Raw genomic sequence first — 24,618 nt, 5'->3', positions numbered from 1 at the left:
CGGAACACCTCTCAGCTCGCCCTCGCCCACGCGTAGCGGTGCTCGGGACGGCCCGTGTCGCCGTACTTGAGGCTCAGGCTGATGCGGCCGGCGCCCTCCAGGTACTTGAGGTAGCGCTGGGCGGTGGAGCGGCTGAGACCGGCCCGGGCGGCGACCTCGTGCGCGGACAGCGGCCCCTCGGCGGCCGACAGCACATGGCGGATGACATCCGCGGTGGGCGCCGAGTGCCCCTTGGGCAGCCCGGCCGCGGAGCCGGACTCCGTGGTGCGCAGGGCGCCGAAGATCTGGTCGACCTGTTCCTGCCCGGCCTCGCCCCGGCCGCCGCCCACCCCTTCGAGGGTCCGGCGCAGGGCCGCGTAACTCTCCAGCTTGGACCGCAGACCGCTGAAGCTGAACGGCTTGACCAGGTACTGGAGCGCGCCGTACCGCATGGCGGTGCGCACGGTCGCGACGTCACGGGCCGCGGTCACCATGATCACATCGGCCGGGTGGCCGAGCTGGCGCAGCCGCCGCACCAGCGTCAGCCCCGTCTCGTCCGGCAGATAGTGGTCGAGCAGCACCAGATCGACATGGTCCCGCTCCAGGAACGACAGCGCCTGCGCGGCGGTGTGCGCACGGGAGATGACCCGGAAGCCGGGGACCCTGGCCACGTACGCGGCATTGATCTCGGCGACCCGGAAATCGTCGTCCACCACCAGGACATCGATCATCGCGACTCTCCCACTTCTGTCAGCGGCCGGACGGTGAGCGCCTCGGGCAGGACCACGGTGAAGACCGCGCCGCCGCCGGCCCGGGCCGTGACGCGGGCCGCGCCACCGTAGCGCTCGGCCAGCCGGCGCACCAGCGCCAGGCCCAGCCCGCGTCCGCGGTGGGCGGTGGGCTCCTTGGTGGACCAGCCCTCGGTGAAGATCTGCTCGCGCGTTCCGGGAGGCACCCCCGGACCGTTGTCGCTGACCCGCAGCACCGCCGTACTGCCCTCGGCCAGCAGTTCGACCTCGACGAGTGTGGCGACGTCCAGCGCGTTGTCGATCAGATTGCCCAGTACGGTCACCAGATCGCGCGGGTCCACCACCACGTCCGGCAGCCGGGTGTCCGGCGAGACACGCAGGGACGCGCCCCGCTCCGCCGCGATGGCAGACTTGCCCACCAGCAGGGCGGACAGCAGGGGGTCGTTGACGCGCTCCGCGACCTGTTCCGCCGAGGCCCGGTGACCGCTGGTCACCTCTTCGACGAACTCCACCGCGGCATCGTGTCTGCCCAGCTCCAGCAGCCCCAGCAGGGTGTGCAGCCGGTTGGCGTGCTCGTGGTCCTGGGCGCGCAGCGCGTCCAACAGCCCGTGCGTGGAGTCCAGTTCACGGCCGAGCAGCTCCAGCTCGGTACGGTCGCGCAGGGTGACCACCGCCCCGCCGTCGCCGGTGGGCATGCGGTTGGCGATCAATACCCGGCCCCGGCAGACGGTGATCAGGTTCGCGCCGTCGACCCGTCCCGTCAGCACCTGTGCCGTACGGCCCGGCGGCAGCACCTCGCCCAGCGCGCGTCCGACCGCGTCCTGGTCCAGATCGAGCAGCCGCTGCGCCTCGTCGTTGAGCAGCCGGATCCGGCCCCGTGCGTCCAGTGCGAGCACCGCCTCGCGGATGCTGTGCAGCATGGCCTCGCGCTCGTCCAGCAACGCGGAGATGTCGGCGAAGGCGAGCCCGTGCGTGCCGCGCTGGAGCCGTCGCGACACGGCCAGGGTGGCCAGCACCCCGACGGCGAGCGCCGCTCCGGAGTACAGCAGCAGACCGGGGATCGCGCCCAGCAGCCGGTCGTGGACGCTGTCGTAGGCGATACCCACCGACACGGCGCCCACGACGTCCTGCCGCCGGTCGCGGAGCGGGACCTTCGCCCGCGCCGACCGGCCCAGGGTTCCGTCGTCGATCTGCATGATCTCCCGGCCGCCCAGCGCCGTGCTGGGGTCGGTCGAGACGTGCCTGCCGATCTGCGTGATGTCGGTGTGCGACCAGCGCACCCCGCGGGTGTCCATCACCACGATGTACAACGCCCCGGTGGCCCGCCGGATCCGCTCCGCCTCGGCCTGCACCGGTCCGCCGGGGCTGGGGTCGGTGCTCCTCAGATCCCGGACCAGACCGGGTTCGGCGGCGGTGGTCTGGGCGATGGACAGGGCCTGGTGCATCGCCTGGTTGTCGAGCTGATGGCTGAGCGGGGCGAGGAAGAGCCCGGTCACGAGCATGATCACCCCGGTGGTGATGACCACCTGGGTGAGGAGGACCTGGGCGAAGACACGGCGCGGCCAGTGAATGCGCATGTACTCGCCCTCTGCCTTCCGCCGGCCAGGAACATGATGCTCCGTTTCGTCCTCGTGTGAACGCAACGTAAACGTCGCGCTCGCCGATGACCAGTCCTCGTGGCCCATTCGTTGCCGGGGCCGTGAGCAGAACGAGCAGAACCCCGGGATATGGGCAGAACCCCGAGTTGTGGGCGCAAGGGTGCCCGCGTCCTCGGGGCGCCTCTAGCGTCCCGCTCCATGAAAAGCGAAACGAGCCCCGCCATCGAACTGCGGGGGGCGAGCAAAGCGTTCCGGACTCCGTCGGGGGCGCTCCACACCGCCGTACGGGACCTGGACCTCACCATCGGGCGCGGCGAGTTCGTCGCCGTGGTGGGCCCCACCGGATGCGGCAAGTCGACCACGCTGACCCTGGTCAGCGGACTGGAGGAGCCCACCGAGGGCGAGGTGCTGGTGGCCGGCGAGCCGGTGCGCGGCATCGGCGACAAGGTCGGCTTCGTCTTCCAGCAGGACGCCGTCTTCCCCTGGCGGACCGTGCTGTCCAATGTGATGGCGGGCCCCCGCTTCCGCGGTGTGCCCAAGCCCGAGGCGAGGGAGCGGGCCCGGGATTGGCTCGCCAGGGTCGGTCTCTCCTCCTTCGAGGACCGCTACCCCCATCAGCTGTCGGGCGGCCAACGCAAGCGCGTCGCGCTCGCGGCCACCTTCGTCAACGACCCCGAGATCCTGCTCATGGACGAGCCGTTCTCCGCGCTCGACGTGCAGACCAGGGCCCTGATGTCGGACGAGCTGCTGGAGCTGTGGGCCGGCACCGGCGCCTCCGTCGTCTTCGTCACCCACGACCTGGAGGAGTCCATCGCGCTGGCCGACAAGGTGGTGGTCATGACCGCGGGACCGGCCACGGTCAAGGAGGTCTTCGAGATCGGCCTGCCCCGCCCCCGCAAGGTCGAGCAGGTACGGCTGGAGCCCCGGTTCGTGGAGATCTACCGGGAGATCTGGTCCTCGCTCGGCGAAGAGGTCCGCATCACCCGCGAGAGAGGTGCCCTCGATGTCGCCTGACACCATCACCGTGAGCGCCGCCGTGACGAAGACCGAGCGGACCCGGGCCCGCGCCAGGGCCGCCAGGAACCGCGGATACCTGGTGGCCGCGAGCCGGATCGCGGTGCTCCTCGCGGTCGTCGGGCTGTGGGAATGGCTGGCCCGTACCGCGGTCATCGACCCGTTCAACTTCTCCATGCCGTCCCGGATCTGGGACCAGATCCGCACCTGGGTCGTGGACGGCACCGCCCAGGGTTCCCTCTGGGAGCAGATCTGGTACACGCTCTACGAAGCGCTGCTCGGCTGGGTCATCGGGGTGTTCGCCGGTGTACTGCTCGGGATCGCGCTGGGCCGTGTCCGGTTCGCCGCCGATGTGCTGGGCCCGTACATCAAGGTGCTCAACGCGCTGCCCAGGATCGTGCTCGCCCCGATCTTCCTCATCTGGTTCGGACTCGGCCCGGCGTCGAAGGTCGCCTCCGCGGTCGTCCTCGTCTTCTTCCCCGTCTTCTTCAACGCCTTCCAGGGCGCACGGGAGGTCGACCGCGATCTCGTCGCCAACTCCCGCATCCTGGGCGCCAGTAACCGTCAGGTCACCCTCCAGGTGGTCATCCCCTCCGCCACCTCGTGGATCTTCACCAGTCTCCATGTGAGTTTCGGCTTCGCGCTCATCGGCGCGATCGTCGGCGAGTACATCGGGGCCACCAAGGGGCTCGGCCTGCTGGTCGCCGCGTCCCAGGGCACGTTCAACGCCGCCGGTGTCTACGCCGCGATGGTCATTCTCGCGATCGTCGCGCTGCTGGCCGAAGGTCTGCTGACCTTCCTGGAGAAGCGGCTCTTCCGCTGGAAACCGGCCGACGCCGGTGCCGACCGCTGACCTCCCCTCACCATCCCTGCCCAGATTCTTTCTTCACAAGGACGTGAACCAGATGCGTGCATCCACCCGGATCCCGGCCGTCGCCGTCGCCGGCGTACTCGCCCTGACCAGCCTGACCGCCTGCGGTGGCGGCGACCCGGCCTCCGGCGGCAAGGGCGACAAGGTCAAGATCATGGTCGGTGGCCTCGACAAGGTGATCTACCTGCCGGCGATGCTGACCGAGCGGCTCGGCTACTTCGAGGAAGAAGGAGTGTCGGTCCAGCTGCTCACCGAACCCGCGGGCGTGCAGGCCGAGACGGCGCTGGTCTCCGGCGACGTCCAGGGCACGGTCGGCTTCTACGACCACACCCTCGACCTCCAGGTGAAGGGCAAGCAGGTCGAGTCGGTCGTCCAGTTCTCCCAGGCCCCCGGCGAGGTCGAGATCGTCTCCGACAAGGCGGCGGGGGAGGTCCGTTCGGCCGAGGACTTCAAGGGCAAGAAGCTCGGCGTCACGGGCATCGGCTCCTCGACCGACTTCCTCACGAAGTACCTGGCCGTGAGCAACGGCGTGAAGACGAGTGAATTCACCCCTGTGGCCGTGGGGGCGGGGCAGACGTTCATCTCCGCCCTCCAGCAGGGCTCCATCGAGGGCGGCATGACCACCGATCCCACGGTCGCCACCATCCTGGACAAGAAGCTCGGCAGGATCCTCATCGACATGCGGACCCCCGAGGGCTCCAAGCAGGCGCTCGGCGGGCTCTACCCGTCGTCCAGCCTCTACATGCAGACCGAGTGGGTCGACAGCCACAAGGAGACCGTCCAGAAGCTGGCCAACGCCTTCGTCAGAACGCTGAAGTGGATGTCCACGCACAGCGCCGACGAGATCGCCGCGAAGATGCCCGCCGACTACGCCCAGGGCGGTGGCAAGGCCCTCTACGCGCAGGCGATCAAGAGCACACTGCCCATGTTCACCGAGGACGGTGTCATGCCCCCCGACGGACCCGCCACCGTCGAGCGGGTCCTGAAGGCCTTCAACCCGAACCTGAAGAACGCCGAGGTGGACCTCGCCAAGACGTACACCACGGAGTTCGTCGAGAAGGCGAACTGACCGCGGACTCCACGGCGCCCGGGCTGCGCGGCTCCCGCAGCCCGGGCGGGCCGCCTACTGCTTCCAGCTGGGCGGCTGGGCGGGGTCGAGGGTCCGCCACTGCGCGAGGACCTCGGGATCCTGCGCGTCGAGCCAGTCGGTCAGTTCGCGGAAGGACACACAGCGGACCTCCTTGCGCGGGCAGACCTCCCGCATCGTGTCCTCGGCGGCGTCCATGTATATCCCGCCGTTCCAGTCCTCGAAGTGGTTCCCGATGAACAGCGGTGCGCGGCTGCCGTGGAACACCCGGTCGAAGCCCGCGACGTACGCGTCCCGTGCCTCCTTGCGCCACGTCTCGTACTTCGCGGGGTCGCCCTCGGTGCTGCCCTCGGACTGGTTGTAGAGGAAGTTGAAGTCCATGGACAGCACCTGGAAGTCCTTGCCGGGGAACGGCAGCATCTGCAGCGGCAGGTCCCAGATGCCGTTCTTCTTGGACGGCCAGACCTGGAAGTCGCCCGGGGAGCTCGCGTCGTAGCGCCAGCCGAACGGCTTGGACGCCGGGAGCAGGGTCTTCTGGCCCTCCAGACAGGGGGCCCGCCCGCCGACGACCTCACGGGTGGGGTCGAAGGGGAGCGGGTCGAGGTCCTTGTAGCCGGTGTTCGTCTTCCAGTTCTGCACGAAGGAGTAGAACTGCCCGATCTCGCTGATCCACTCGTCCTTGCTCCAGTCCCCACCGCCCTTCTTCTCGCAGAAGTGGCCGTTGAAGTGCGACCCGATCTCGTTGCCCTCCCGCCAGGCGTCGCCGAGCTGCTCCAGCGTCATCCGGATGTGCTCGCGCGTGGGGTACGAGATGGCGGCGGAGCCGGCCTTGTGCTGCGGCGGGTGGTAGAGGTCCCGCTTCTCCTTCGGGAGGAGATAGATGCCGGTGAGGAAGAACGTCATGTGCGCGTTGCTCTCCTTCGCCGCCCGGCGGAAGCGCGAGAACATGTGGTCGTCGCCCTCCAGCGCGCCGTCCCACGAGAACACCACGAACTGCGGCGGCCGCTCGCCCGGCTTGAGCCGCTCGGCCTTGAGCTGGGAGGGCTGCGGACCGGTGTACGACGTGGAGCCGTCACCCAGGATCTTGACCTTTCCGTCCCACTCCTTCTCCTCGGTGCCCCCGCCGCTCCCGTGGTGCTCCCTGGCGGTCGGCGTCGGTGCGGCGACGGTGCTGGTGCCCTGCTCCGGGGTGCGGGTGCTCGACGTCTCGTCGGACAGCAGCGGCACCAGAGCCGCGGAACCCGACACCACAAGACACACGGCGAGCCCCAGGACGATACGGGGGGTGAGGCGGGCCCGTATGCGGCGTGCGGTCGACTTCACTCTGGTCTCTGTCACTTCGTCATGGCTTCCGTGTATGTGTTCCAGATCAGGGCCGGGAGCTTCCCGTCGTCCTCGGGGCCGCCCGCCAGGCCCTTGAGCGGCAGCGGGGCGAGGCTCTTCGTCAGGTCCATGCGGTAGACGACGACGGCGGTGGAGGCGGTCGGGCTGTACCCGACGTGCCAGCGTGCGGTGTCGTCCTCGGTGGTTCCGGTCTTGACGGCGACCGGGCCGGCGGGCGCGACTCCACGCGTGGAGGGCCGGGTGAGCGATCCGGTGATCTCGTCGGCGACGTCGGACCGGACGGCGCGTCGCGGCTTGGGCAGGTCGAGCCGGACCGGTTCGCCGTTGCGGGTGACCTTGCCGACCGAGTACGGATCCGTGTGCATCCCGTGGGCCGCGAACGTGCCGTACGCGTCCGCCATCCGGATGGCGCTGGGGGTGGAGTTGCCCATCGCGAATGCCGGGACGGGCGGGCCGAAGCTGGAGGGGAGCAGCCCCGACGCCTCGGCCGTGCTGCGGACCAGCTTCAGCCCCGCGTCCATGCCGAGCTGGAGGAAGGGGGAGTTCACCGACTTCGCCATGGCGTCGTGCAGGCTGATCCGGCCGAAGGACTCGTCGCCGTCGTTGTCGCCCTTGACCATCTTCCCGCTGCGGTCCCAGTAGGGGCCTTCGGGTGTCATGACGGGTATGTCGTCGTCGCCGTCGTACTCGGTCGCCGGTGTGACGGTGGAGCGCGGGCCGTTGCGTTGGTGCGTCACACCGTGCTGGAGGCCGGCGGCGTAGACGAAGGGGGTGAACGCCGAACCGGCCGGGACGGTGCCCGCGTTGGATTCGTTGAAGGCCTGCTTCTCGAAGTCCGGTCCGCCGTACACCGCGAGGATCCGACCGTCCGGGGCGACGGTCGACGCGCCGAAGCGGACGGAGCGGTCGGCCTTGCGCCGCCGGGGGTCGAGGGCCTTGCGCGCATCGCGGACGGACCGGGTGAGGGCGGTCATCCGCGGCTTCTCGAACGTGGTGTAGATCTGGTAGCCGCCGAGGTCGAAGCGTGCGTCGGAGATGTGACCGGCCCGCTTGGCGTAGGACTCGGCGAGCTGTACGAGATAGCCGTCCTGCCCGCCCGCGCTGTTGGGCCGGTGCGGGGGCCTGGGCTCGGGGAAGGTGGTGTACGTGGCCCGTTCGGCCGGGCTCAGCCTGCCGATCGTCACCATGCGGTCCAGCGTCCACCGCCAGCGCTCGACGGCCCGTTCACGGTTGGCGGGGTTGACCGCCGGGTCGTACAGCGAGGCGCCCTTGAGCAGCGAGGCGAGGAAGGCGCCCTCGCTGGCGTTGAGTTGGGTGACCTCCTTGCCGTAGTAGGCCTGCGAGGCGCGCTGGAGACCGTAGGTGCCCCGGCCGAACCAGCTGGTGTTCAGGTATTCCTGGAGGATCTTGTCCTTGCTCAGGCGGCGGTCCAGCTTGACCGCCAGCAGCATCTCGGTGAACTTCCGTGAGAAGGACTGGTCCTGCGACAGATAGACGTTCTTCACGTACTGCTGGGTGATGGTCGACCCGCCCTGGGTGTCCCCGTCGCCGACCGTGCGCCACAGCGCGCGGGTGATCCCTTGCGTCGATATGCCGTGGTCGGAGTAGAAGTCGGCGTTCTCCGCGGCCAGTACGGCCCATCGCACATGCTCGGGGATCTTCGAGAGCGGCATCTCCTGGCGGCTCACCCAGCCGGTCCGGGCCATCGGCGTGCCGTCGGCCCAGTAGTAGACGGTGTCCTGCTGGGTGGCGAAGGCGTTGAGGTCCTCGGGTATGTCCGTACGGGCGTAGGCGATCCCCACCACGGTCGCCAGTGTCGCGGTGAACATCAGCACCGAGCCCAGGACCAGTCGCCACGAGGGCACCCATCTTCGCCAGCCGCGCCGGCCCGCGCGAGGGTAGTCCGGTCTGCGCGGCCTGCGGGCGAGCGGGCGCTTCTTCGCCTGCTTCCGGCGCCCGGTCCCCGGGACCAGCACCGCTCGTGCGGTCAGCGCCGCCCTGCTGAATCTGTTGTGCTGTGTCATTCCGTCCAGCCCTGACAGGCCGGGCCGGTCGCAGACCGCGACCGCGCCCGTGCAGTGGTCATTGAACGTCCGCCGCCACACGCCGGCACATCGACGCCAACAGATCAAAGGCCAAAGCATGACCGAGAGTTCTGTCGCGAAGTCACGTAAAGATAACAGGCCCTCGGTGGAGGTCGTGCCGGTCACGTCCCCCGGGGCCGTGGCCCGGCGACGAACCGGCCAATTCGACTGCGCGCGTGCGTCCAGGGCCCGCCGCGGCACCGGACCGTTCCTCGGCGTTCGCCGGCCCGCGGACGGAACCGGCGGGGCGTCAAGCGCTGTTCTGGCCAACGGTGCCACGCGCGCGCCGCAGTGCCGTGGTGACACCGGGGGCCGCCCGCCTAAGGTCTGAGAGCGCGCGCCGGGCCGGCCGGTCGCTCCACCGCCTTGGTCGTACGACGCATCGCACAGGGAGAAGCCGTGTCGCGTGTCAATCCCGTCCTGGCACGGGCCCTCCACCCAACTCCCCTGCTCCGCCTGGACGTCACCCACCAGGGCCGGGTCCGGCGGCTGGGGCTGAAACTGGAGAACCACGGCCCCACCGGATCGGTGAAGGACCGCAGCGCCGTCGGCCTGTTGCGGTCGCTGCACGACGAACAGCCGCTCGTCCCCGGCACGGTGGTGGTGGAATCCACCTCGGGCAACCTGGGCCTCGCCCTGGCCGGGCTGCTGCCGGCACTCGGTTGTGACTTCCTCGCCGTGGTCGACCTCAAGACCCCGCACACCACCCGCCGCAGTCTCGCCGACAGCGGAGCGCGGGTCATCGTCGTCGACCGGCCCGACGGACTGGGCGGCTATCTGCTGAGCCGGCTGAGCCGGGTGCGTGAACTGTGCGCGGACAACCCCGGCTACCGCTGGCCCGACCAGTACGGCAACTGGGCCGCGCCCGCCATCCACCGGCGCACCACCGGACCCGAGCTCACCGGGCAGGCGGGACCGGAACTCGGCTCGGTGTACGTACCGGTCTCCACCGGCGGCACCCTCGCGGGCATCAGCGCCCACCTGCGCGAGCACCGGCCCGACGTGACCGCGATAGCAGTGGACGTACGCGGCTCACTGGCCGTCTCGGGCAGTGCCGGACGGCGCCTGGTCCCGGGCATCGGGGCCAGCCGACCGTCCGTCTTCCTGAGGACACCGCACAGCTACGACCGCGCGGTGCACGTCGACGACATCGAGGCGATCGCCGTCTGCCGGATCATCGCCGAGGACATCGGGCTCGCGCTCGGCGGCTCCAGCGGCTGCGCGGTCCGCGCGATGCTCACCGACCAGGAGACGGCCGGGACCGACGACCGGCTCGCGGTCTGCCTGGCCGCGGACGGCGGCGCCAAGTACCGCGACACCCTCTACTCCGACAACTGGGCGAACGAACAGGGTGTCGCCAAGGAGATCACCTCCGCTGTGGAACAACTGCGCAGCGAAGGACTCTTCTTCGACCGGAAGCACCAGGAGCACTGAACATGGGCACGAGCACCACCCTCGACCGGCAGCGGACGCGCCCCGGCCACCGGCAGTTCCTGCCGCTGGTGCAGGCCGCCACGCTGATCGAGTGGACCGGAACGGGACTCTTCCTCGCCGTCTCGACCATCTACTTCGTCAAGGTCGCCCACCTCGGCACCGCGACCGTCGGCACCGGCCTGACCATCGGGGGCGCCGTGGCCCTCGCCGCCGCCGTGCCCATCGCCCGGCTGGCCGCACGCCACGGACCGAAGCCGGTGCTGATCGGCGTGATGCTGCTGCGCGCCCTGGCCACCGTCGGCTACCTGTGGGTCGACGGCTGGTGGAGCTTCCTCCTCGTGGTCTCCGTCATCGCCGTCACCGAACAGTCCTCGCCCCCACTGGTCCAGTCGTACGTCGGCGCGCGCGCCCCCGAGAGCCTGCGCGCGAAGGTCATGGCCGTACAGCGCACCGTCGTCAACCTCGGCATCAGCCTGGGCGGGCTGATCGCCGGAGTCGCCCTGGGCTCCGGATCGCCCGGAGCCTTCCGGCCGCTGCTCATCGGCGGCGCGCTCGCCTACGTCGCGGTGGCCGCGGTCTACGCCACCGCGCGTCGGGAGGAAGCCACGACCGCGGCCGGCGGCACCCGGGTGGCGGAGCTGCTGAAGGACCGCAGGCTGCTCGGCTTCACCGCGTACAACGCACTGGTGTCGATGTGGATGCCGGTCCTCAACGTGGCCTTCCCGCTCTGGCTCGTCACCGAGACCGACGTACCGGAGCGTTACGTCGGCGTGCTGTACGCCGTCAACACCGTGCTGTGCATCGCCCTCCAGTACCCGCTCAACCGCTGCTACAGCACCACCCGCAGGGCCTGGTTCTCCTACGCGGCCGCGGCGCTGCTGCTCAGCGGCGGCGCCCTCGCGTTCGCCGCCGCGCCCGGCTTCGGGGCGCACCGGGCGCTGCTGGTGCTGGGCGCGGCCGTCGTCCTGCTGACCTTCGCCGAACTGCTCCAGGTCGGAGCCTCGTGGACCCTCTCCTTCGACCTGGCACCGGAAGGGGCACGCAGCGCCTATCTGGTGCTGTTCAACACCAGCCGCACCGTGGCCAACCGGGTCGCCGGCCCGGTGCTGATGACCGGCGTCGTCCTCGCCCTCGGCACCGCCGGCTGGATCGTCCTCGCCGGTGTACTGCTGCTCGGAGCGCTCGTCCCCCTCGTGATGCTCCGGACGGCACCCGCCACCGGCGGCTGAGCCCGCCCCGTTCCGCCTCACCGCAACCACCCCCTCGCCAAGGAGCCCCGCCCGCCATGGACTTCGAGCAATACCCCGACAGCCACTTCCGCCACCTGACCCGCGCGGACGTCATCGAGGCCGCCCGCGACGTGGACATCGTGGCGGCGGTGGCCGAGGCGCTCAGGCTGCACTCCGCCGGCCACTCCGTCCTCCCCGAGGAGGCCTACCTCGGCTGGACCACCCCGCAGGGCGACGCGGCCAGGCTGCTGGCCATGCCCGGTGCGCTCACCGAGGAGGGGCGGGCGCCGGTCATCGGCATGAAGACCATCAACGCCTCGATCGGCAACCCGGCGCGCGGCATTCCCCGAGCCCAGGGCTTCACCCTGCTCCTCGACCCGGAGACCGCCCGCCCCCGCGCCCTGATGGAGGCCGCCTACATCAGCTCGATGCGCACCGCGGCGGTGACCGCACTGGCCGTGCGCCACCTCGCGGTGGCGGAACCGCGCGGACTGGCACTCCTCGGCTGCGGCGCCCTCGCGCAGGCACACATCGCGCTGCTGCTGCGCACCGTGCCCACCCTGCGCCGCATCACGCTGTACGACGTGGCACCCGACCGGGCGAAGTCCGTCGCCCACCACATCGCCACGCTGCCCGCAGCGGCGGACATCGAGACGGCCGTGGCCGACGGGCCGCGCGAGGCGGTCCGGGACGCCGAAGTCGTCGTGCCCGTCACCACGGTGACCCGGGGATACATCGAACCGGACTGGCTGCGGCCGGGCGCGCTGGTCTGCCATGTCTCGCTGGACGACCTCACCGAGGCCGCCGTGCTCGCGGCCGGCACGGTGATCGTCGACGACTGGAGCCTGGTCCGGGACGACCCGCGCCGGCTGCTCGGCCGGATGCACCGGGCGGGCACCCTGCTCGGCCCCGACGGCACCCCGCGCCAGGGAGTGACCGCGCGGCCCGGTGCCCGCCCCGTCGACGGCACGCTCGGCGACGTGATCGCCGGACGGCACCCGGGCCGCCGCGACCAGGACGAGATCGTCATCAGCAACCCGTTCGGGATGTCGATCCTCGACGTCGCCGTCGCCGACCGCATCCACGCCCGCGCCGAAGCCGCCGGACTCGGCACCCGGCTCACGCTCTGAGGGGGATCCGCATGACGATCGATCAGAACATCCAGGAGATCAACCGCACCATGTGGTCGTACGGCGAGTACCGGCACGTCGCCGATCTGCTGCGACCGGGCGCCGTCGAACTGGTCGACCGGCTCGCCCCCGCCCCGGACACCGTCCATCTCGACATCGCCACCGGCAACGGCAACGTCGCCCTGCTGTCCGCGCTGCGCGGCTGCTCCGTCACTGGGCTGGACCTCACCGACGAGTTCTTCCCCGACGCCCGCGAACGGTTCGCACAGGCCGGCGTCAAGGTGGAGCTGCGCCGCGGCGACGCCCAGGAACTCCCCTTCGCCGACGCCTCGTTCGACCTCGTGACCTCCACCTACGGGATCCAGTTCGCGCCCGATCACGCCGCCTCCGGCGGGGAGATGGCCCGGGTGCTGCGGCCGGGCGGCCGGATCGGCATGTGCAACTGGACGGCACGCAGCTGGACCGCGCACTTCCAGGAGATCCTCTCCGCCTACTTCCCCTCGCCCAACGGCCACCAGGGACAGCCCATGCTGTGGGGATCACCGGACTACCTCGCCGAGCTGCTGGGCCCCGAATTCACGGTCACCTCCGAACGCCGGGAACTCTTCTACCCGTTCACCGCGGCCGAGGACCTGGTGACCTTCTTCGAGAACTGCTTCGGACCCTGCATCGCGGCGAAGAACACCATCTCGCCGCCCTCGCGATGGAAGGAACTGCGCGCGGAAATGGTCGAGATGACCGAGGGATTCCACACCACGGACGCACGCGGCACGGGCGTACCCGTCGAGTACCTGCTGGTCACGGCCGAGAAGCGGGCGGTCCGGTGACCGGCCTGCCCGAGCACTACCCGCAGCTCCCGCTGGCCGAGGGGGCGCGGGAGCGCGCCGTCGCCGCGGCACTCACCCGCCGCGAACCCTACGCGCTGGACGAAGGGGTCCACGCCTACGTCGAGCGGTTCGCCGCCGCGCACCCCGACCGGACCGCGATCGAGGACGGCGAGGCATCCATCGGCTACGGCCGGCTGGCCGACCTGATGCGCCGCACCGCCGGACGGCTGGCGGCCGCCGGGATCTCGCAGGGGCAGATCGTCGCGGTCGGCGGCCGGCGCGGCGCCGACGTCATCACGGCGTTCCTCGCCCTGGAACTGCTGGGCGCCGTCTATCTGCCGGTCGACGCGGGCTGGCCCGCCGCCCGGGTCGAATCCCTGCTCACCGACAGCGGCGCCGCACTGCTGCTGACCACCGGCGAACCGGCGGACAGCGGGGAGCTGGTCAAGGGCGCCCGCGCGGCCGGCGTACCCACCACCACACCGCGACCGGCGGACCGTCCGTACCCCCGGACCGCGCCGCCGGCCCCCGACGAGGTGCGCTACGTCCTCTACACCTCGGGTTCCACCGGCCGCCCCAAGGCCGCGATCGTCGAGCACCGGGGGATGCTCAACCACCTCTGGGCCAAGGTCGACGACCTCGGGCTGAGTGCCGACGACCGGCTGGCCCAGACCGCGCCCCTGAGCTTCGACATCTCCGTCTGGCAGATGCTCGCCCCGCTGCTCGTCGGCGGCCGGGTCCAGATCTTCGCCGACGAGCAGGCACAGGACGGCGCCCTGCTGCTGGCGGAGCTGCGTGGACGCGGAACCACGGTGCTGGAGACCGTGCCCACCCTGATCCGCTTCCTGCTGGACGCCCAGCAGGGCGCGGGAGCACGGCCCGGCACGCTGCGCTGGATGATCGCCACCGGCGAGGCGCTGCCACCCGCCCTGGCCCGGCGGTGGCACGAGACCATGCCGGGCATCCGGCTGCTCAACGCCTACGGCCCCACCGAGTGCTCGGACGACGTCACGCACGCCGAACTCGGCCCGCCGGCCGCCGGAGTGCGCCATCTGCCGATCGGCTCACCCATCGGCAACGCCGACCTGTACGTACTGCGTGAGGAGAACGGGCAGTGGCACGCCTGCGCGCACGGCGAGACGGGGGAACTGTTCGTCGGAGGGCTCGTCGTGGGCCGCGGCTACCTCGGAGACCCGGGGCGCACCGCACTCGCCTTCTTCACCGACCCCTTCTCCGCCGACGGCGGCCGCCTCTACCGCACCGGGGACGCGGTCCGGGTACTGCCCGACGGCCAACTGGAGTACCTGGGCCGGGTGGACCGGCAGGTGAAACTCGGCGGCGTACGCATGGAACTCGCCGAGATCGAGGCGGTGCTCGGCGCTGACCCCGGCGTCGCCGCCTGTGCCGTCGTCGTCCACACCCCCGACGACACCGGGGCCCTGGTCGCCCGGGAGAGCGCGCACAGCCCGGCGGCCTCCCAGCCGCCCCGGCTCATCGCCTACGTCACCGCCTCCGGCGACGAACCGGCCGAGGAATCACTGCGCGCCCGGCTGAGCGAGCGGCTGCCCGCGCCCATGGTGCCGCACACCTTCGTCGTACTGCCCCGGCTCCCGCTCACCCGCAACGGCAAGACGGATTACCAGGCCCTGCCCGCGCCACCCCGCCGCAGGCGCCCCGAAACCCGCCCCTACGTTTCACCGAGCGGCGGGGCGGAGAGCGTGATCGCGGCCCTCGTCGCCGGAATCCTCGGCATCGGCCGGGTCGGCAGGCACGACAGGTTCCTCGAACTGGGCGGGGACTCACTGCTCGCCATGCGACTGGTCGCCGCCCTGCGCGAGACGGGCTCGGCGGCGGGCCTGCGCGACGTACTGCGCGACGGCAGCCCCGCCGCACTCGCCGCGCTCGGCCGGGACCGGCGGCACACGACCGGCGTCCGCACCGTGACGGTACGCGACGACGGGCCGCGCACCCGGCCGCTCACCCCGCAGCAGGCAGGGGTGTACTTCCACTGGCGGCTCGACCCGCTCAGCCCCTACTACAGCTACCAGGGCTCCCTGGAACTCGACGGACCCCTCGACGTGGCACGGCTGGGCCGGGCCTGGCAGCTGCTGCTCGCGGAGAATCCGCTGCTCCTCGCCCGGTTCGCCGAGACCGACGAGGCCGACGGACGGGAAGTGCTGCACCACTACCCGCACTGGGAGGTCCCGTTACCCGCGAGCGCCCGGGACGTCCACACCGAGGAGTTCCGCACCGTGGCCGCCGAGGAGGCGGCCAGACCCTTCGACCTGCTCGGCGAACCTGCCCTGCGCACCGCGCTGTTCCGGCTGCCCGGCGGACAGCACCGGCTCCTGGTCACCATGCACGAACTGCTCCTCGACGGCTGGGGAGCGACCGTGCTGTTCCAGCGGCTGGCCGAACTCTACGAACAGCGGCCCGACGCGCCCGACCCCGAACGCGCCACCCGCTATGACCGCTATCTCGACCACCTGGCCGAGCGGCTGGCCACCGAGGAGGTCGCCGAGGCGGGGGAGTACTGGCTGCGCCGGCTCGCGGGCGACCTCCCGGCGCTCGGGATCGCCCAGAAGCAGCGCCCCGCCACCCCCACCTACCGGGGCGAGATCTCCGAGGCCGTCCTGGACGAGCAGCTGTCCCGGCGACTGCACGCCACCGCACTGGCCGCGTCCGCCACCGCGTTCGTACCACTGCTGGCCGCCTACGCACTGGCCCTGAGCTACTACGGCGACACCGGCGAAGTGGTCGTCGGCGCCCCGATGGCCGGGCGGGAACGGCCGGAGACCGCCGATGTGCCCGCCTTCACCCTCGCCATGCTGCCGCTGCGCCTGGACATCGACCCGGCCGCCACCCTCACCGAATTCACCGCACAGGTACGGGAGACGGTGTACGACGCGTACGCCGCCGCCGAGTATCCCTTCGGCTGGACGCTGCGAAGGCTCCCGGCCGCCTCACGCAGCTCGGCGGCGACCCCGGTCTTCCAGACCATGCTCAACATGCTGCCCTACCCGGCGCGCGCCACCACCGCATCGGACGTCCGGTTCCGCTTCGTCGAACTGGACACCGGCTACACCAAGTACGACTGCGCCCTGTACGTCCAGCCGCACGGCCCCGGCCGGCTGCTGCTCCAGTACGCCTACCAGCAGGAACTCCTCGACGCACCGGCAGCCCGCAACGTCCTGGAGTCCACCCTGATCGCGCTGCGGGCCCTCACCGACCCGCAGCGCGCCGAGCACACCACCGTTCGTTCCCTCGACCTGCTGCCCGGAGACGATCACCGATGACCACGCCGACCCTGCTGGAACGCTTCGCCGAACAGGTGGCGGCCCACCCCCGGGCCACAGCCCTGCGCCACGCCGGCACCGGCGTCAGCTACCGCGAACTCGACGAATGGAGCGGCCGGCTGGCCGCCCGGCTCACGGCCAAGGGCACCGGCCCCGGCTCGCTGGTGGCACTCGCCGCCCAGCGCGGCCCGGCCGCCGTCGCCGGGGTGCTCGCCGTACTGAAGACGGGGGCCGCCTACCTCGGGCTGGACCCCGCGATCCCCGTGCGGCGGCAGCGCCGGATGGTGGAGGAGACCGGGCCGCACTGTGTGCTCGCCGAGCCCGGACTCGACCAGTTCCCCACCCTGGACGCACCCCGCGTCACCCTGGCGCCCCTCACCGAGGGACCGCTGCACCAGGCGCCGGAGCAGGAGCCCGACGAGGACGCGCTGTTCCACATCGTCTACACATCGGGTACGACCGGAAACCCCAAAGGCGTACGCATCAGCCACCGTTCGGTCCGCGGCCGGCTCGAATGGATGTGGCGGGACCACCCGTTCCCCGAGAACGCGGTCCTCGCCGTCCAGAAGTCCCTGGCACTGGTCGCCTCGCCCTGGGAACTGCTGGGCGGACTGCTCAGGGGCGTCCCGTCCGTCGTGCTCGCCACCGACGAACTCCTCGACCCGGCGCTCTTCGCCGCCACCGTCCGCGAGGAACGGATCACCCACCTCTTCCTGACCCCGCAGCTGATCGCGGGACTGCTGGAGGAGAGCGCCGGACACCCCGGCGGACACCGGCCGGTCCTGGTCACCAGCGGCGCCGACATCCTGCCCGTGGACACCGTCCTGCGCTTCCGCGAGCTCTGGCCCGACGCCACCCTGCTCAACCTGTACGGCATGACGGAGACCGCTTCCAACGTCGCCGCCTACGACACCGCCGGACTGGCCGCCGACGCCGAACGCGTCCCCGTCGGCAGCCCGGTGGCGGGCGCCTCGCTCTCGGTCCGCGACCGGCTCGGCCGGCGGCTGCCGCCCGGTGCGACCGGCGAGGTGTGGGTGTCCGGACCGCCACTGGCCCTCGGCTACGTCGGTGGCGACGGCGAGGACCGCTTCACCACCGACGACGCCGGAGTCCTGCACTACCGCACCGGCGACCGCGGCCGCACGCTCCCGGACTCCGGGCTGGAGATCACCGGCCGTTCCGACAACCAGATCAAGGTGCGCGGCTACCGCGTCGAACTGGAGGAGATCGAGGCCACCCTGCGCAAGGCACCGGACGTCACCGACGCGGGAGCCTACGCGGAGACCGAGGACGGCGAGACACGCATCGTCGCCTGTGTCACCGCCGACGAGGAGACCACCCCCGCCGCACTGCGCGCGTATCTGCGCGACCGGCTGCCCGACTACATGCTGCCGGCCCGCATCCAGCCGGTGCCGCGGCTCCCGCTGAGCACCAACGGCAAACTGGACCGCACCGCCCTGCGGACGCTCGTGGCAGGCATCGGACAGGAACGGGCCGCCGGATTCACCCCGTCCGACGCCACCGAGGCCGCCGTCGCCGCACTCTGGCACGAGCTGCTCGGCGCACCGCCCGCGTCGGCGGAGCAGAACTTCTTCGACGCCGGGGGCCACTCCCTGCTCGCCGTACGGCTCGCCGGCCGGCTCGCCGCGACGGCCGGCCGACGCGTCCCGCTGCGCCGCATCCTCGGCGCACCCACCGTCACCGCGATCGCCGCACTGTGCCGCGAGATCCAGCAGGAGGAGCAGATATGAACGACCCATGGCTGACCGTGCCGAGCGAGCAGCCACAGGGCACCGGCACCCTCGCCGTCTGCTTCGCACCCACCGGCGCCCACGGCTCCACGTTCGCGGGCTGGCGCGGCCGGCTGCCCGAGGACATCACCCTCGCGTTCGTCGCACCACCGGGCCGCGGCACCCGGGTCGACGAGGAGCCCGTCACCGACATGGCCGTCTACGCCGACGCGGTGGCGGCCGGGATACGCGAACTGCTGGGCGGACGACGGCTGGTGCTGGTCGGGGTCAGCCTCGGCGCCCTGCTGGCGTACGAGACCTGCCGCCGGCTGCTCGATGCCGGGGTGCCCGTCACGAGGCTGTGCGCCGTGGCCGGACAGTGCCCCGGCGACTTCGACGGCCGGGGCGTGGACGTGACCGTCGAGGACGCCCGTGCCTTCGTCACCGGGACCGGGCTGACCGATCCGGAACTCCTCGCGGACCCCGAGTTCGAGGAGGTGCTGCTGCCTCCCGTCATCGCCGATCTGCAACTGGCCGCCCGCTACGACGGCCGCCGCGGAGCTGTTCCGCACGTCGATCTGCGCGCGGTGTGGGCCTGTGACGACCCGCACGTGCCCGAGGTCACCGTGCGCCGCTGGGCCGAGTGGACCCGCGGCGAATGCACCCTGATGTCCGTCGAGGGCGGCCACTTCGCCCATCAGGAGAACCCGGCCGCGGTGGTCTCCGCCTGCCTCGACGGCCTTCCCGGAACCCGGCCGTCCCGCCGCTCCGTGCTCGGCGCCGGGGCGACCGCCGTCGCCTCCACGGTGCTGGGCCTGGGCGCGGTGGCGTCGGCGGCACCCGCGGCGCGGGCCGCCGGGACGACCGCGACCGCCACCGTCTCCTACGACGGGGACCCCACCGACCCCGTCGCCCTGGCCGTCGCCATGATCCGGCAGAACACCAGCAATCCCGGGGACGGCGCGGTCACCCTGCCGCTCGCCCGGATGCTCCAGGGGATCTTCGGCGCCGCCGGGGTCGCCACCGAGATCGTGCCCACCCCGAAGGACGGCAACGTCCACTTCTTCGCCCGGATTCCCGGCCGCGGCCCGGCCACGAAGAAACCCCTGGTCCTGCTCGGCCACTCCGACGTGGTGCCCGCCATCGGCGACCGCTGGGAGACGGACCCCTTCGCCGGAGAGATCAAGGACGGCAAACTGTACGGGCGCGGCTCGCTGGACATGAAGGGCGTCAACGCCGCCTTCGTCGCCGCACTGCTGCGTCATGTCCGGGAGGGGGCGTCCTTCGACCGCGACATCGTCTTCTGGTCCGACTGCGACGAGGAGCAGGGCCCGTACGGTGTGCGCTGGTTCCTCACCGAACACCCCGGCAGGGTGGCGGCGGGCGCGGTCATCACCGAGGGCGGCTGGGTGCTCAACCAGCGCGACGGCTCCACGCCCATGATCGCCTCGCTGACCTGCAACGACAAGCGGTCCCTGCTGCTGCGCCTGGAGACCGCCTCGTACGCCACCCACACCTCCAAGCCGTTCTCCGGCCAGGCGGTGATCCGGCTGGGCGAGGTGCTCGAACAGCTCGGCCAGTGGCGTGCCCACATCCGTCCCAACGCACTCTCCCGGCGGTACTTCGCCGAACTGGCCGAGGCCACCACCGACCGGCACCTCGCCCGGTCGCTGCGGGAGATGCTCGACGCCCGCACGGACCGGCAGCGGGACCGGGCGGGGGAGAGCGTGGTGCGGCTCAGCGAGACCCCCGAGCTGCACAACGCGATGCTGCGGACCACACTCGCCTTCACCGCGGCGCAGTCCGGTTACTACCCGAGCATCGTGCCGGGCACGGCGACCGCGGAGTTCCGGGCCGCCTTCCTGCCGGGCGCCGAGGACCCCGGACGCACCGTCGCCGAACTGCGCTCGCTGATCGGCAACCGGGCGACGCTGAGTGTGGTCGGCAACCCCGGTGAGAGCGAGCAGCAGGCGCTGGACCGGCTGCGCGGCTATCTGGCCACCCCCGACTCCGACTACGACACCGATGTGTTCCGGGCCTGGCAGAGCGCCGTACGCCGGACCCACCCCGGAGTACGGGCCACCGCCTGTCAGTTCGAGGCGGTCACCAGTGCGGTGCCGTTCCGGGAACAGAACGTACCCGTGTACGGCATGTACCCGTTCACCGTGAACCGGGACATGCTGAAGCGGATGCACGGCACCGACGAACACATCGGCGTCGAGCCCCTGCGACAGGGCACCGAGACGGTCTACCAGCTCCTGGCCGGACTGCGATCGGGGCACTGAGCGCGGCACGGACCGTGCGGGCGGACCCGGCAGGGCACGCCCGCACGGACCGTCATCCCACGCTGACCCAGTCGAGGGTGCGCTCCACCGCCCGCTTCCAGTTCGCGTACCCCTCGGTGCGCTGCTCCTCGCTCCACTGCGGCTTCCAGCGCTTCGACTCCTGCCAGTGCTCCCGCAGTTCGCCCAGGTCCCGCCAGAAACCGGTGGCCAGGCCGGCGGCATAGGCGGCACCGAGCGCGGTCGTCTCGGCGACCACCGGACGGCTGACGGGGACACCGAGCACATCGGCCTGGATCTGCATGCACAGGTCGTTGGCCGTGACCCCGCCGTCGACCTTGAGCACATCGAGATGGACACCGGAGTCCTGCTCCATCGCCTCCACCACGTCCCGGCTCTGGTAGCAGATCGCCTCCAGAGTGGCCCGTGCCAGATGGCCGTTGGTGTTGTATCTCGCCAGTCCGACGATGGCGCCCCGGGCGTCCGAGCGCCAGTACGGGGCGAAGAGCCCGGAGAAGGCCGGTACGAAGTACATCCCGCCGTTGTCCGCGACGGACCGGGCCAGCCGTTCGCTCTCCGCCGCATCGGTGATGATCTTCATCTGGTCGCGCAGCCACTGCACCGCCGATCCGGTGACCGCGATCGAACCCTCCAGGGCGTAGACCGCCGGACTCTCCCCGAACCGGTAGGCGACCGTGGTGAGCAGCCCGTGCCGGGACCGGATGAGCTTCGTCCCGGTGTTGAGCAGCAGGAAGTTGCCGGTGCCGTACGTGTTCTTCGCCTCGCCCGGCTCGAAGCACACCTGCCCCACGGTGGCCGCCTGCTGGTCGCCGAGCACTCCGGTGATCGGGACCGCGGCCCGCAGCGGGCGGGAGGTGCGGGTGCGGCCGTACGCCCCGGCGTCGGAGGAGGGGTTGATCGCCGGGAGCATCGCCCGGGGGATGCCGAAGATGTCCAGCAGCTCGTCGTCCCAGTCGAGCGTCTCCAGATTCATCAGCATCGTCCGGCTGGCGTTGGTCACATCGGTGGCGTGGGTGCCGCCGTCGGGGCCGCCGGTGAGATTCCACAACACCCAGCAGTCCGTGTTCCCGAACACCGCGTGTCCCCGCTCGGCGGCCTCGCGCACCCCCTCGACGTTCTCCAGGATCCACTTGATCTTCCCGCCGGAGAAGTAAGTGGCCGGCGGGAGCCCCGACTTGCGCCGGATCACGTCGCCGTGCCCCTCGTTCTCCAGGGCCTTGGCGATCGAGTCGGTACGGGTGTCCTGCCACACGATCGCGTTGCAGTACGGGCGGCCGGTGCGGGGGTCCCACACGACGGTCGTCTCGCGCTGGTTGGTGATCCCGATGGCGTCGAGGTCCGTGCCGCTGAGACCGCCGGTGCGCAGGGCGTTCTGCATCACCGAGTTGGTGCGCTCCCAGATCTCCACCGGATCGTGCTCCACCCAGCCGGGACGGGGCAGGATCTGCTCGTGCTCCAACTGGTGTCTGGCCACCTCGTTGCCACCGTGATCGAAGATCATGAAGCGGCTGCTGGTGGTGCCTTGGTCCACTGCGCCGACGAAGTCCGCCATGGCATGCTGCCTCTCCTGAGTCCGGGCCCGGTGATGGAGCCGGGCGTCACTTCTCCGCCGGTACGGGGATGCTCCCCTCCGGCTCGGCCTCCGCCGAGGGCAGGAAACGGCTGATGAAGACCTTGTAGAAGAAGGCCCCCAGCGGACCGCCGACCAGCGGGCCGACGATCGGCACCCAGAAGTAGAAGTTCCCGTACTGATCCCGCCACGCCCCGCCGTAGCCGGTGAGGAAGCTCGCGAGCCGGGGGCCGAGGTCACGGGCCGGGTTGATGGCGTATCCGGCGTTGGTGCCGAACGCCATGCCGATGGCCACCACGATGAGACCCACGATGAACGGTCCGAGATTGGCACCCGGCGGGGTGTTGAGGAGGTCGGTGACCGCGAAGATCAGCAGCACCAGGATCGCGGTGCCGATGACCTGGTCCCGCAGCGCACCCCATTCGTGCACCGGGAGCGCGGGGTTGCCGTTGGCAGGCAGGGTGGAGAACACCGTCTGTGTCTTGATGGTGTGCCCCGGGTCCGCCTTCGCCAGCGCCTCGGTGTAGTTCCACCGCACCAGCAGCGCCGCGACGAACGCCCCCATGACCTGGGCCAGCGAGTACGGTGCCACCTTCTTCCAGGGAAAATCCTTGAACGCGGCGAGGGAGAGGGTGACGGCGGGGTTGAGATGGGCTCCGCTGAGCCGGCCCGCCACATAGACACCCAGGGTGACTCCGAGGCCCCATGCCCAGGCGATGCTGTCGTGATTCCCGAGGCCGCCCGGCGGATCGGTGAGCGCACCGCCCGCCGCGACCTGGGCCACCACCCCGCAGCCGAAGAGGATGAGAATCATCGTGCCGAGGAACTCCGCGGAGAGCTCCCCGACGAGTCCCGACCGCTTGAGCCGCTCCATGGGGATCTCGCTTCCTGTCGATTCACGACCTCTGCGGCACAGATCCACATCCGAGCGTAGACGGGGGCAGTTGGATCCGCATGCGGTGGCGGACCCGCCGGTTCCCGCCCCTTCCCGGGCAGGAACCGGGCCCGGACTCAGTCGATGTCGACGTGGTCGAAGGCCGCCAGCATCCGGCCGAGCACCCGTACGCAGGCCGTCACATCGGCGTCGGTGAGCTCCCCGTCCACCTGGCGCAGCAGCGACTCCTCGCGGGCCAGGGCCGCGAGGATCGCCGTCCGCCCGCTCCCGGTCAGCCGGACCAGCGAGGACCGCTGGTGCGCGGGGTTCGGGGTGATCTCGACCAGTCGCGCCGCGGCGGCGTCGTTGACCATGCGCTGCACGAACTGCCGGCTCAGCGCCTGTGCCCGGCCCATCTGCGGGACCGTCATGGGCCCGTTCTCACGCAGCAGGTCCAGTACGGCGCGCACCCCGACGGAGAGGCCCTCGATGGGGGCGGCCTGCTCCACCTTGCGTTGCACCCGCCGGTAGAGCGGGCCGACCAGGGCGAAGACCTCCGTCAGCCGGTGGGCCAGTTCCTCGGGTGCCAGGGGCGGATCGATGTCGGTCATCCGGCAATGATGACACCTAGGTTGTCAATGTGGCCAGGGAATGGCACCTTGGTTGTCATGAATGCTGCTTCCGAGCTGAACTTCATCGAGACCGGGGACGGGTGCCTCGCCTACCGGGACATCGGCGACGGCCCGCCGCTGGTGCTGCTGCACGGTGGCTTCGTCGACCACCGGATGTGGGACGACCAGGTGCCGGAGCTCGCCCGCCGTCACCGCGTGATCGTGCCGGACGCCCGCGGACACGGCGGATCGGCCAACGGGACCGGGCCCTTCCGCCACACCGACGACGTGGCCGCACTGCTGCGCCACCTCGACACCGGGCCCGCGGTCCTGGCCGGGCTGTCGATGGGCGCCGCCACCGCGGTCGACACCGCCCTCGAACATCCGGATCTGGTGCGTGCGCTGGTCGTCAGCGGGGCGGGCACCAGCGAGCCCGAATTCGTCGACCCCTGGTGCGGGCGGGTCCTGGCCGCACAGGCCCGCGCGCTGGACGAGGGCGACATCGAGGGGTGGACCGACGCCTTCATGCTCTTCGCGGCGGGCCCGCACCGCACCCTCGACGACGTCGACGGCACCGTCGTGCGACGGCTCCGGGAGATGGTGGCGCTGACGCTGTCCAAGCACCGCGGGGACGAGCCCGACCTGCGGGTGCCCGTCCCCGGCACCTGGGCGCGGGCGGCCGGGATCGAGGTCCCGGTCCTGGCGGTCAACGGCGGCATCGACGGGGCGGATCATCTCGCCATGGCCCGGCGCCTGGTGCGGACGGTCGCCGACGGGCGGGAGGTGATCGTCGAGGGCGCCGCCCACTACCCCAACATGGAGCAGCCGGACGCCTTCGGTGGGATTCTCGGCGACTTCCTGGCGGGCCTGCGCGCCGGGTAGGGCGGT

18 protein-coding genes are annotated in these 24,618 nt (G+C 71.2%); 11 read left to right on the top strand and 7 right to left on the bottom strand.

Annotation, left to right across the window (positions count from 1 at the left end; all coding sequences use genetic code 11):
- Positions 1-11: 11 nt before the first annotated feature.
- Together ACGF8B_RS10225 and ACGF8B_RS10220 are read right to left on the bottom strand one after the other, a co-directional pair.
- A complete protein-coding gene (locus ACGF8B_RS10225; RefSeq protein WP_392736611.1) occupies positions 12-710 on the bottom strand; it encodes a response regulator in 699 nt (232 codons plus the stop codon).
- Positions 707-2,305 carry an ATP-binding protein gene (locus tag ACGF8B_RS10220; protein WP_392736609.1) on the bottom strand — a complete coding sequence of 533 codons (1,599 nt, stop codon included), beginning with the start codon at positions 2,303-2,305 and terminating at the stop codon, positions 707-709. The genes ACGF8B_RS10225 and ACGF8B_RS10220 overlap by 4 nt, the downstream gene beginning before the upstream one ends.
- Positions 2,306-2,524: 219 nt before the next feature.
- Here ACGF8B_RS10220 and ACGF8B_RS10215 point away from each other — a divergent pair, with 219 nt between their 5' ends.
- The 3 genes from ACGF8B_RS10215 to ACGF8B_RS10205 are packed head-to-tail and all read left to right on the top strand — an operon-like array spanning position 2,525 to position 5,280.
- Positions 2,525-3,340, top strand: coding sequence for an ABC transporter ATP-binding protein (locus tag ACGF8B_RS10215; protein ID WP_392736607.1), 816 nt, complete (start codon positions 2,525-2,527; stop codon positions 3,338-3,340).
- Positions 3,330-4,193, top strand: coding sequence for an ABC transporter permease (locus tag ACGF8B_RS10210; RefSeq protein WP_392736606.1), 864 nt, complete (start codon positions 3,330-3,332; stop codon positions 4,191-4,193). Before ACGF8B_RS10215 ends, ACGF8B_RS10210 begins: the two co-directional genes overlap by 11 nt.
- A 52-nt stretch (positions 4,194-4,245) precedes the next feature.
- Positions 4,246-5,280: an ABC transporter substrate-binding protein gene (locus ACGF8B_RS10205; protein WP_392736604.1), complete on the top strand. Its 1,035-nt coding sequence runs from the start codon at positions 4,246-4,248 to the stop codon at positions 5,278-5,280.
- A gap of 54 nt (positions 5,281-5,334) precedes the next feature.
- On the opposite strand, the gene ACGF8B_RS10200 is transcribed toward ACGF8B_RS10205, so the two are convergent.
- Both ACGF8B_RS10200 and ACGF8B_RS10195 read right to left on the bottom strand, forming a co-directional pair.
- Positions 5,335-6,636, bottom strand: coding sequence for a hypothetical protein (locus tag ACGF8B_RS10200; RefSeq protein WP_392736603.1), 1,302 nt, complete (start codon positions 6,634-6,636; stop codon positions 5,335-5,337).
- Positions 6,633-8,666 (bottom strand): transglycosylase domain-containing protein, encoded by a 2,034-nt coding sequence (locus tag ACGF8B_RS10195; protein ID WP_392736601.1) that lies wholly within the window; start codon positions 8,664-8,666, stop codon positions 6,633-6,635. The genes ACGF8B_RS10200 and ACGF8B_RS10195 overlap by 4 nt, the downstream gene beginning before the upstream one ends.
- A 459-nt stretch (positions 8,667-9,125) precedes the next feature.
- Here ACGF8B_RS10195 and ACGF8B_RS10190 point away from each other — a divergent pair, with 459 nt between their 5' ends.
- Genes ACGF8B_RS10190 through ACGF8B_RS10160 form a run of 7 tightly spaced genes read left to right on the top strand, consistent with a single transcriptional unit; the run spans position 9,126 to position 20,657 of the window.
- The gene (locus tag ACGF8B_RS10190) at positions 9,126-10,160 is read left to right on the top strand and encodes a pyridoxal-phosphate dependent enzyme (RefSeq protein WP_392736599.1); all 1,035 of its coding nucleotides are present in this window, start codon (positions 9,126-9,128) and stop codon (positions 10,158-10,160) included.
- Positions 10,161-10,162: 2 nt separating this feature from the next.
- A complete protein-coding gene (locus ACGF8B_RS10185; RefSeq protein WP_392736597.1) occupies positions 10,163-11,389 on the top strand; it encodes an MFS transporter in 1,227 nt (408 codons plus the stop codon).
- A 56-nt stretch (positions 11,390-11,445) separates the two neighbouring features.
- The gene (locus ACGF8B_RS10180) at positions 11,446-12,519 is read left to right on the top strand and encodes an ornithine cyclodeaminase family protein (RefSeq protein WP_392736595.1); all 1,074 of its coding nucleotides are present in this window, start codon (positions 11,446-11,448) and stop codon (positions 12,517-12,519) included.
- Positions 12,520-12,530: 11 nt separating this feature from the next.
- Positions 12,531-13,346, top strand: a complete 816-nt coding sequence (locus ACGF8B_RS10175; protein WP_392736593.1) for a class I SAM-dependent methyltransferase — start codon at positions 12,531-12,533, stop codon at positions 13,344-13,346.
- Positions 13,343-16,642 (top strand): amino acid adenylation domain-containing protein, encoded by a 3,300-nt coding sequence (locus ACGF8B_RS10170; RefSeq protein WP_392736591.1) that lies wholly within the window; start codon positions 13,343-13,345, stop codon positions 16,640-16,642. The genes ACGF8B_RS10175 and ACGF8B_RS10170 overlap by 4 nt, the downstream gene beginning before the upstream one ends.
- The gene (locus tag ACGF8B_RS10165; protein WP_392736589.1) at positions 16,639-18,393 is read left to right on the top strand and encodes an AMP-binding protein; all 1,755 of its coding nucleotides are present in this window, start codon (positions 16,639-16,641) and stop codon (positions 18,391-18,393) included. The genes ACGF8B_RS10170 and ACGF8B_RS10165 overlap by 4 nt, the downstream gene beginning before the upstream one ends.
- The gene (locus tag ACGF8B_RS10160) at positions 18,390-20,657 is read left to right on the top strand and encodes a M20/M25/M40 family metallo-hydrolase (RefSeq protein ID WP_392736588.1); all 2,268 of its coding nucleotides are present in this window, start codon (positions 18,390-18,392) and stop codon (positions 20,655-20,657) included. The genes ACGF8B_RS10165 and ACGF8B_RS10160 overlap by 4 nt, the downstream gene beginning before the upstream one ends.
- Before the next feature lie 52 nt (positions 20,658-20,709).
- Here ACGF8B_RS10160 and glpK read toward each other — a convergent pair whose 3' ends face one another.
- From glpK to ACGF8B_RS10145, 3 genes are all read right to left on the bottom strand, one after another.
- Complete coding sequence (gene glpK, locus ACGF8B_RS10155) at positions 20,710-22,227, bottom strand: glycerol kinase GlpK (protein ID WP_392736586.1); 1,518 nt, start codon at positions 22,225-22,227, stop codon at positions 20,710-20,712.
- A gap of 46 nt (positions 22,228-22,273) precedes the next feature.
- Positions 22,274-23,119 (bottom strand): MIP/aquaporin family protein, encoded by an 846-nt coding sequence (locus ACGF8B_RS10150; protein WP_392736584.1) that lies wholly within the window; start codon positions 23,117-23,119, stop codon positions 22,274-22,276.
- Between the two features lie 137 nt (positions 23,120-23,256).
- Positions 23,257-23,730, bottom strand: a complete 474-nt coding sequence (locus ACGF8B_RS10145; RefSeq protein WP_392736583.1) for a MarR family winged helix-turn-helix transcriptional regulator — start codon at positions 23,728-23,730, stop codon at positions 23,257-23,259.
- A gap of 57 nt (positions 23,731-23,787) precedes the next feature.
- Between ACGF8B_RS10145 and ACGF8B_RS10140 the strand changes: the two genes are divergently transcribed.
- A complete protein-coding gene (locus ACGF8B_RS10140; RefSeq protein WP_392736581.1) occupies positions 23,788-24,612 on the top strand; it encodes an alpha/beta fold hydrolase in 825 nt (274 codons plus the stop codon).
- Positions 24,613-24,618: the final 6 nt, after the last annotated feature.

This window comes from Streptomyces sp. NPDC047917 (assembly GCF_043204345.1).
GTDB classification, from domain to species: Bacteria; Actinomycetota; Actinomycetes; order Streptomycetales; family Streptomycetaceae; genus Streptomyces; species Streptomyces sanglieri.
The sequence above is the reverse complement of the archived record's forward strand: the minus strand, read 5'-3'. Positions and strand labels throughout refer to the sequence as shown.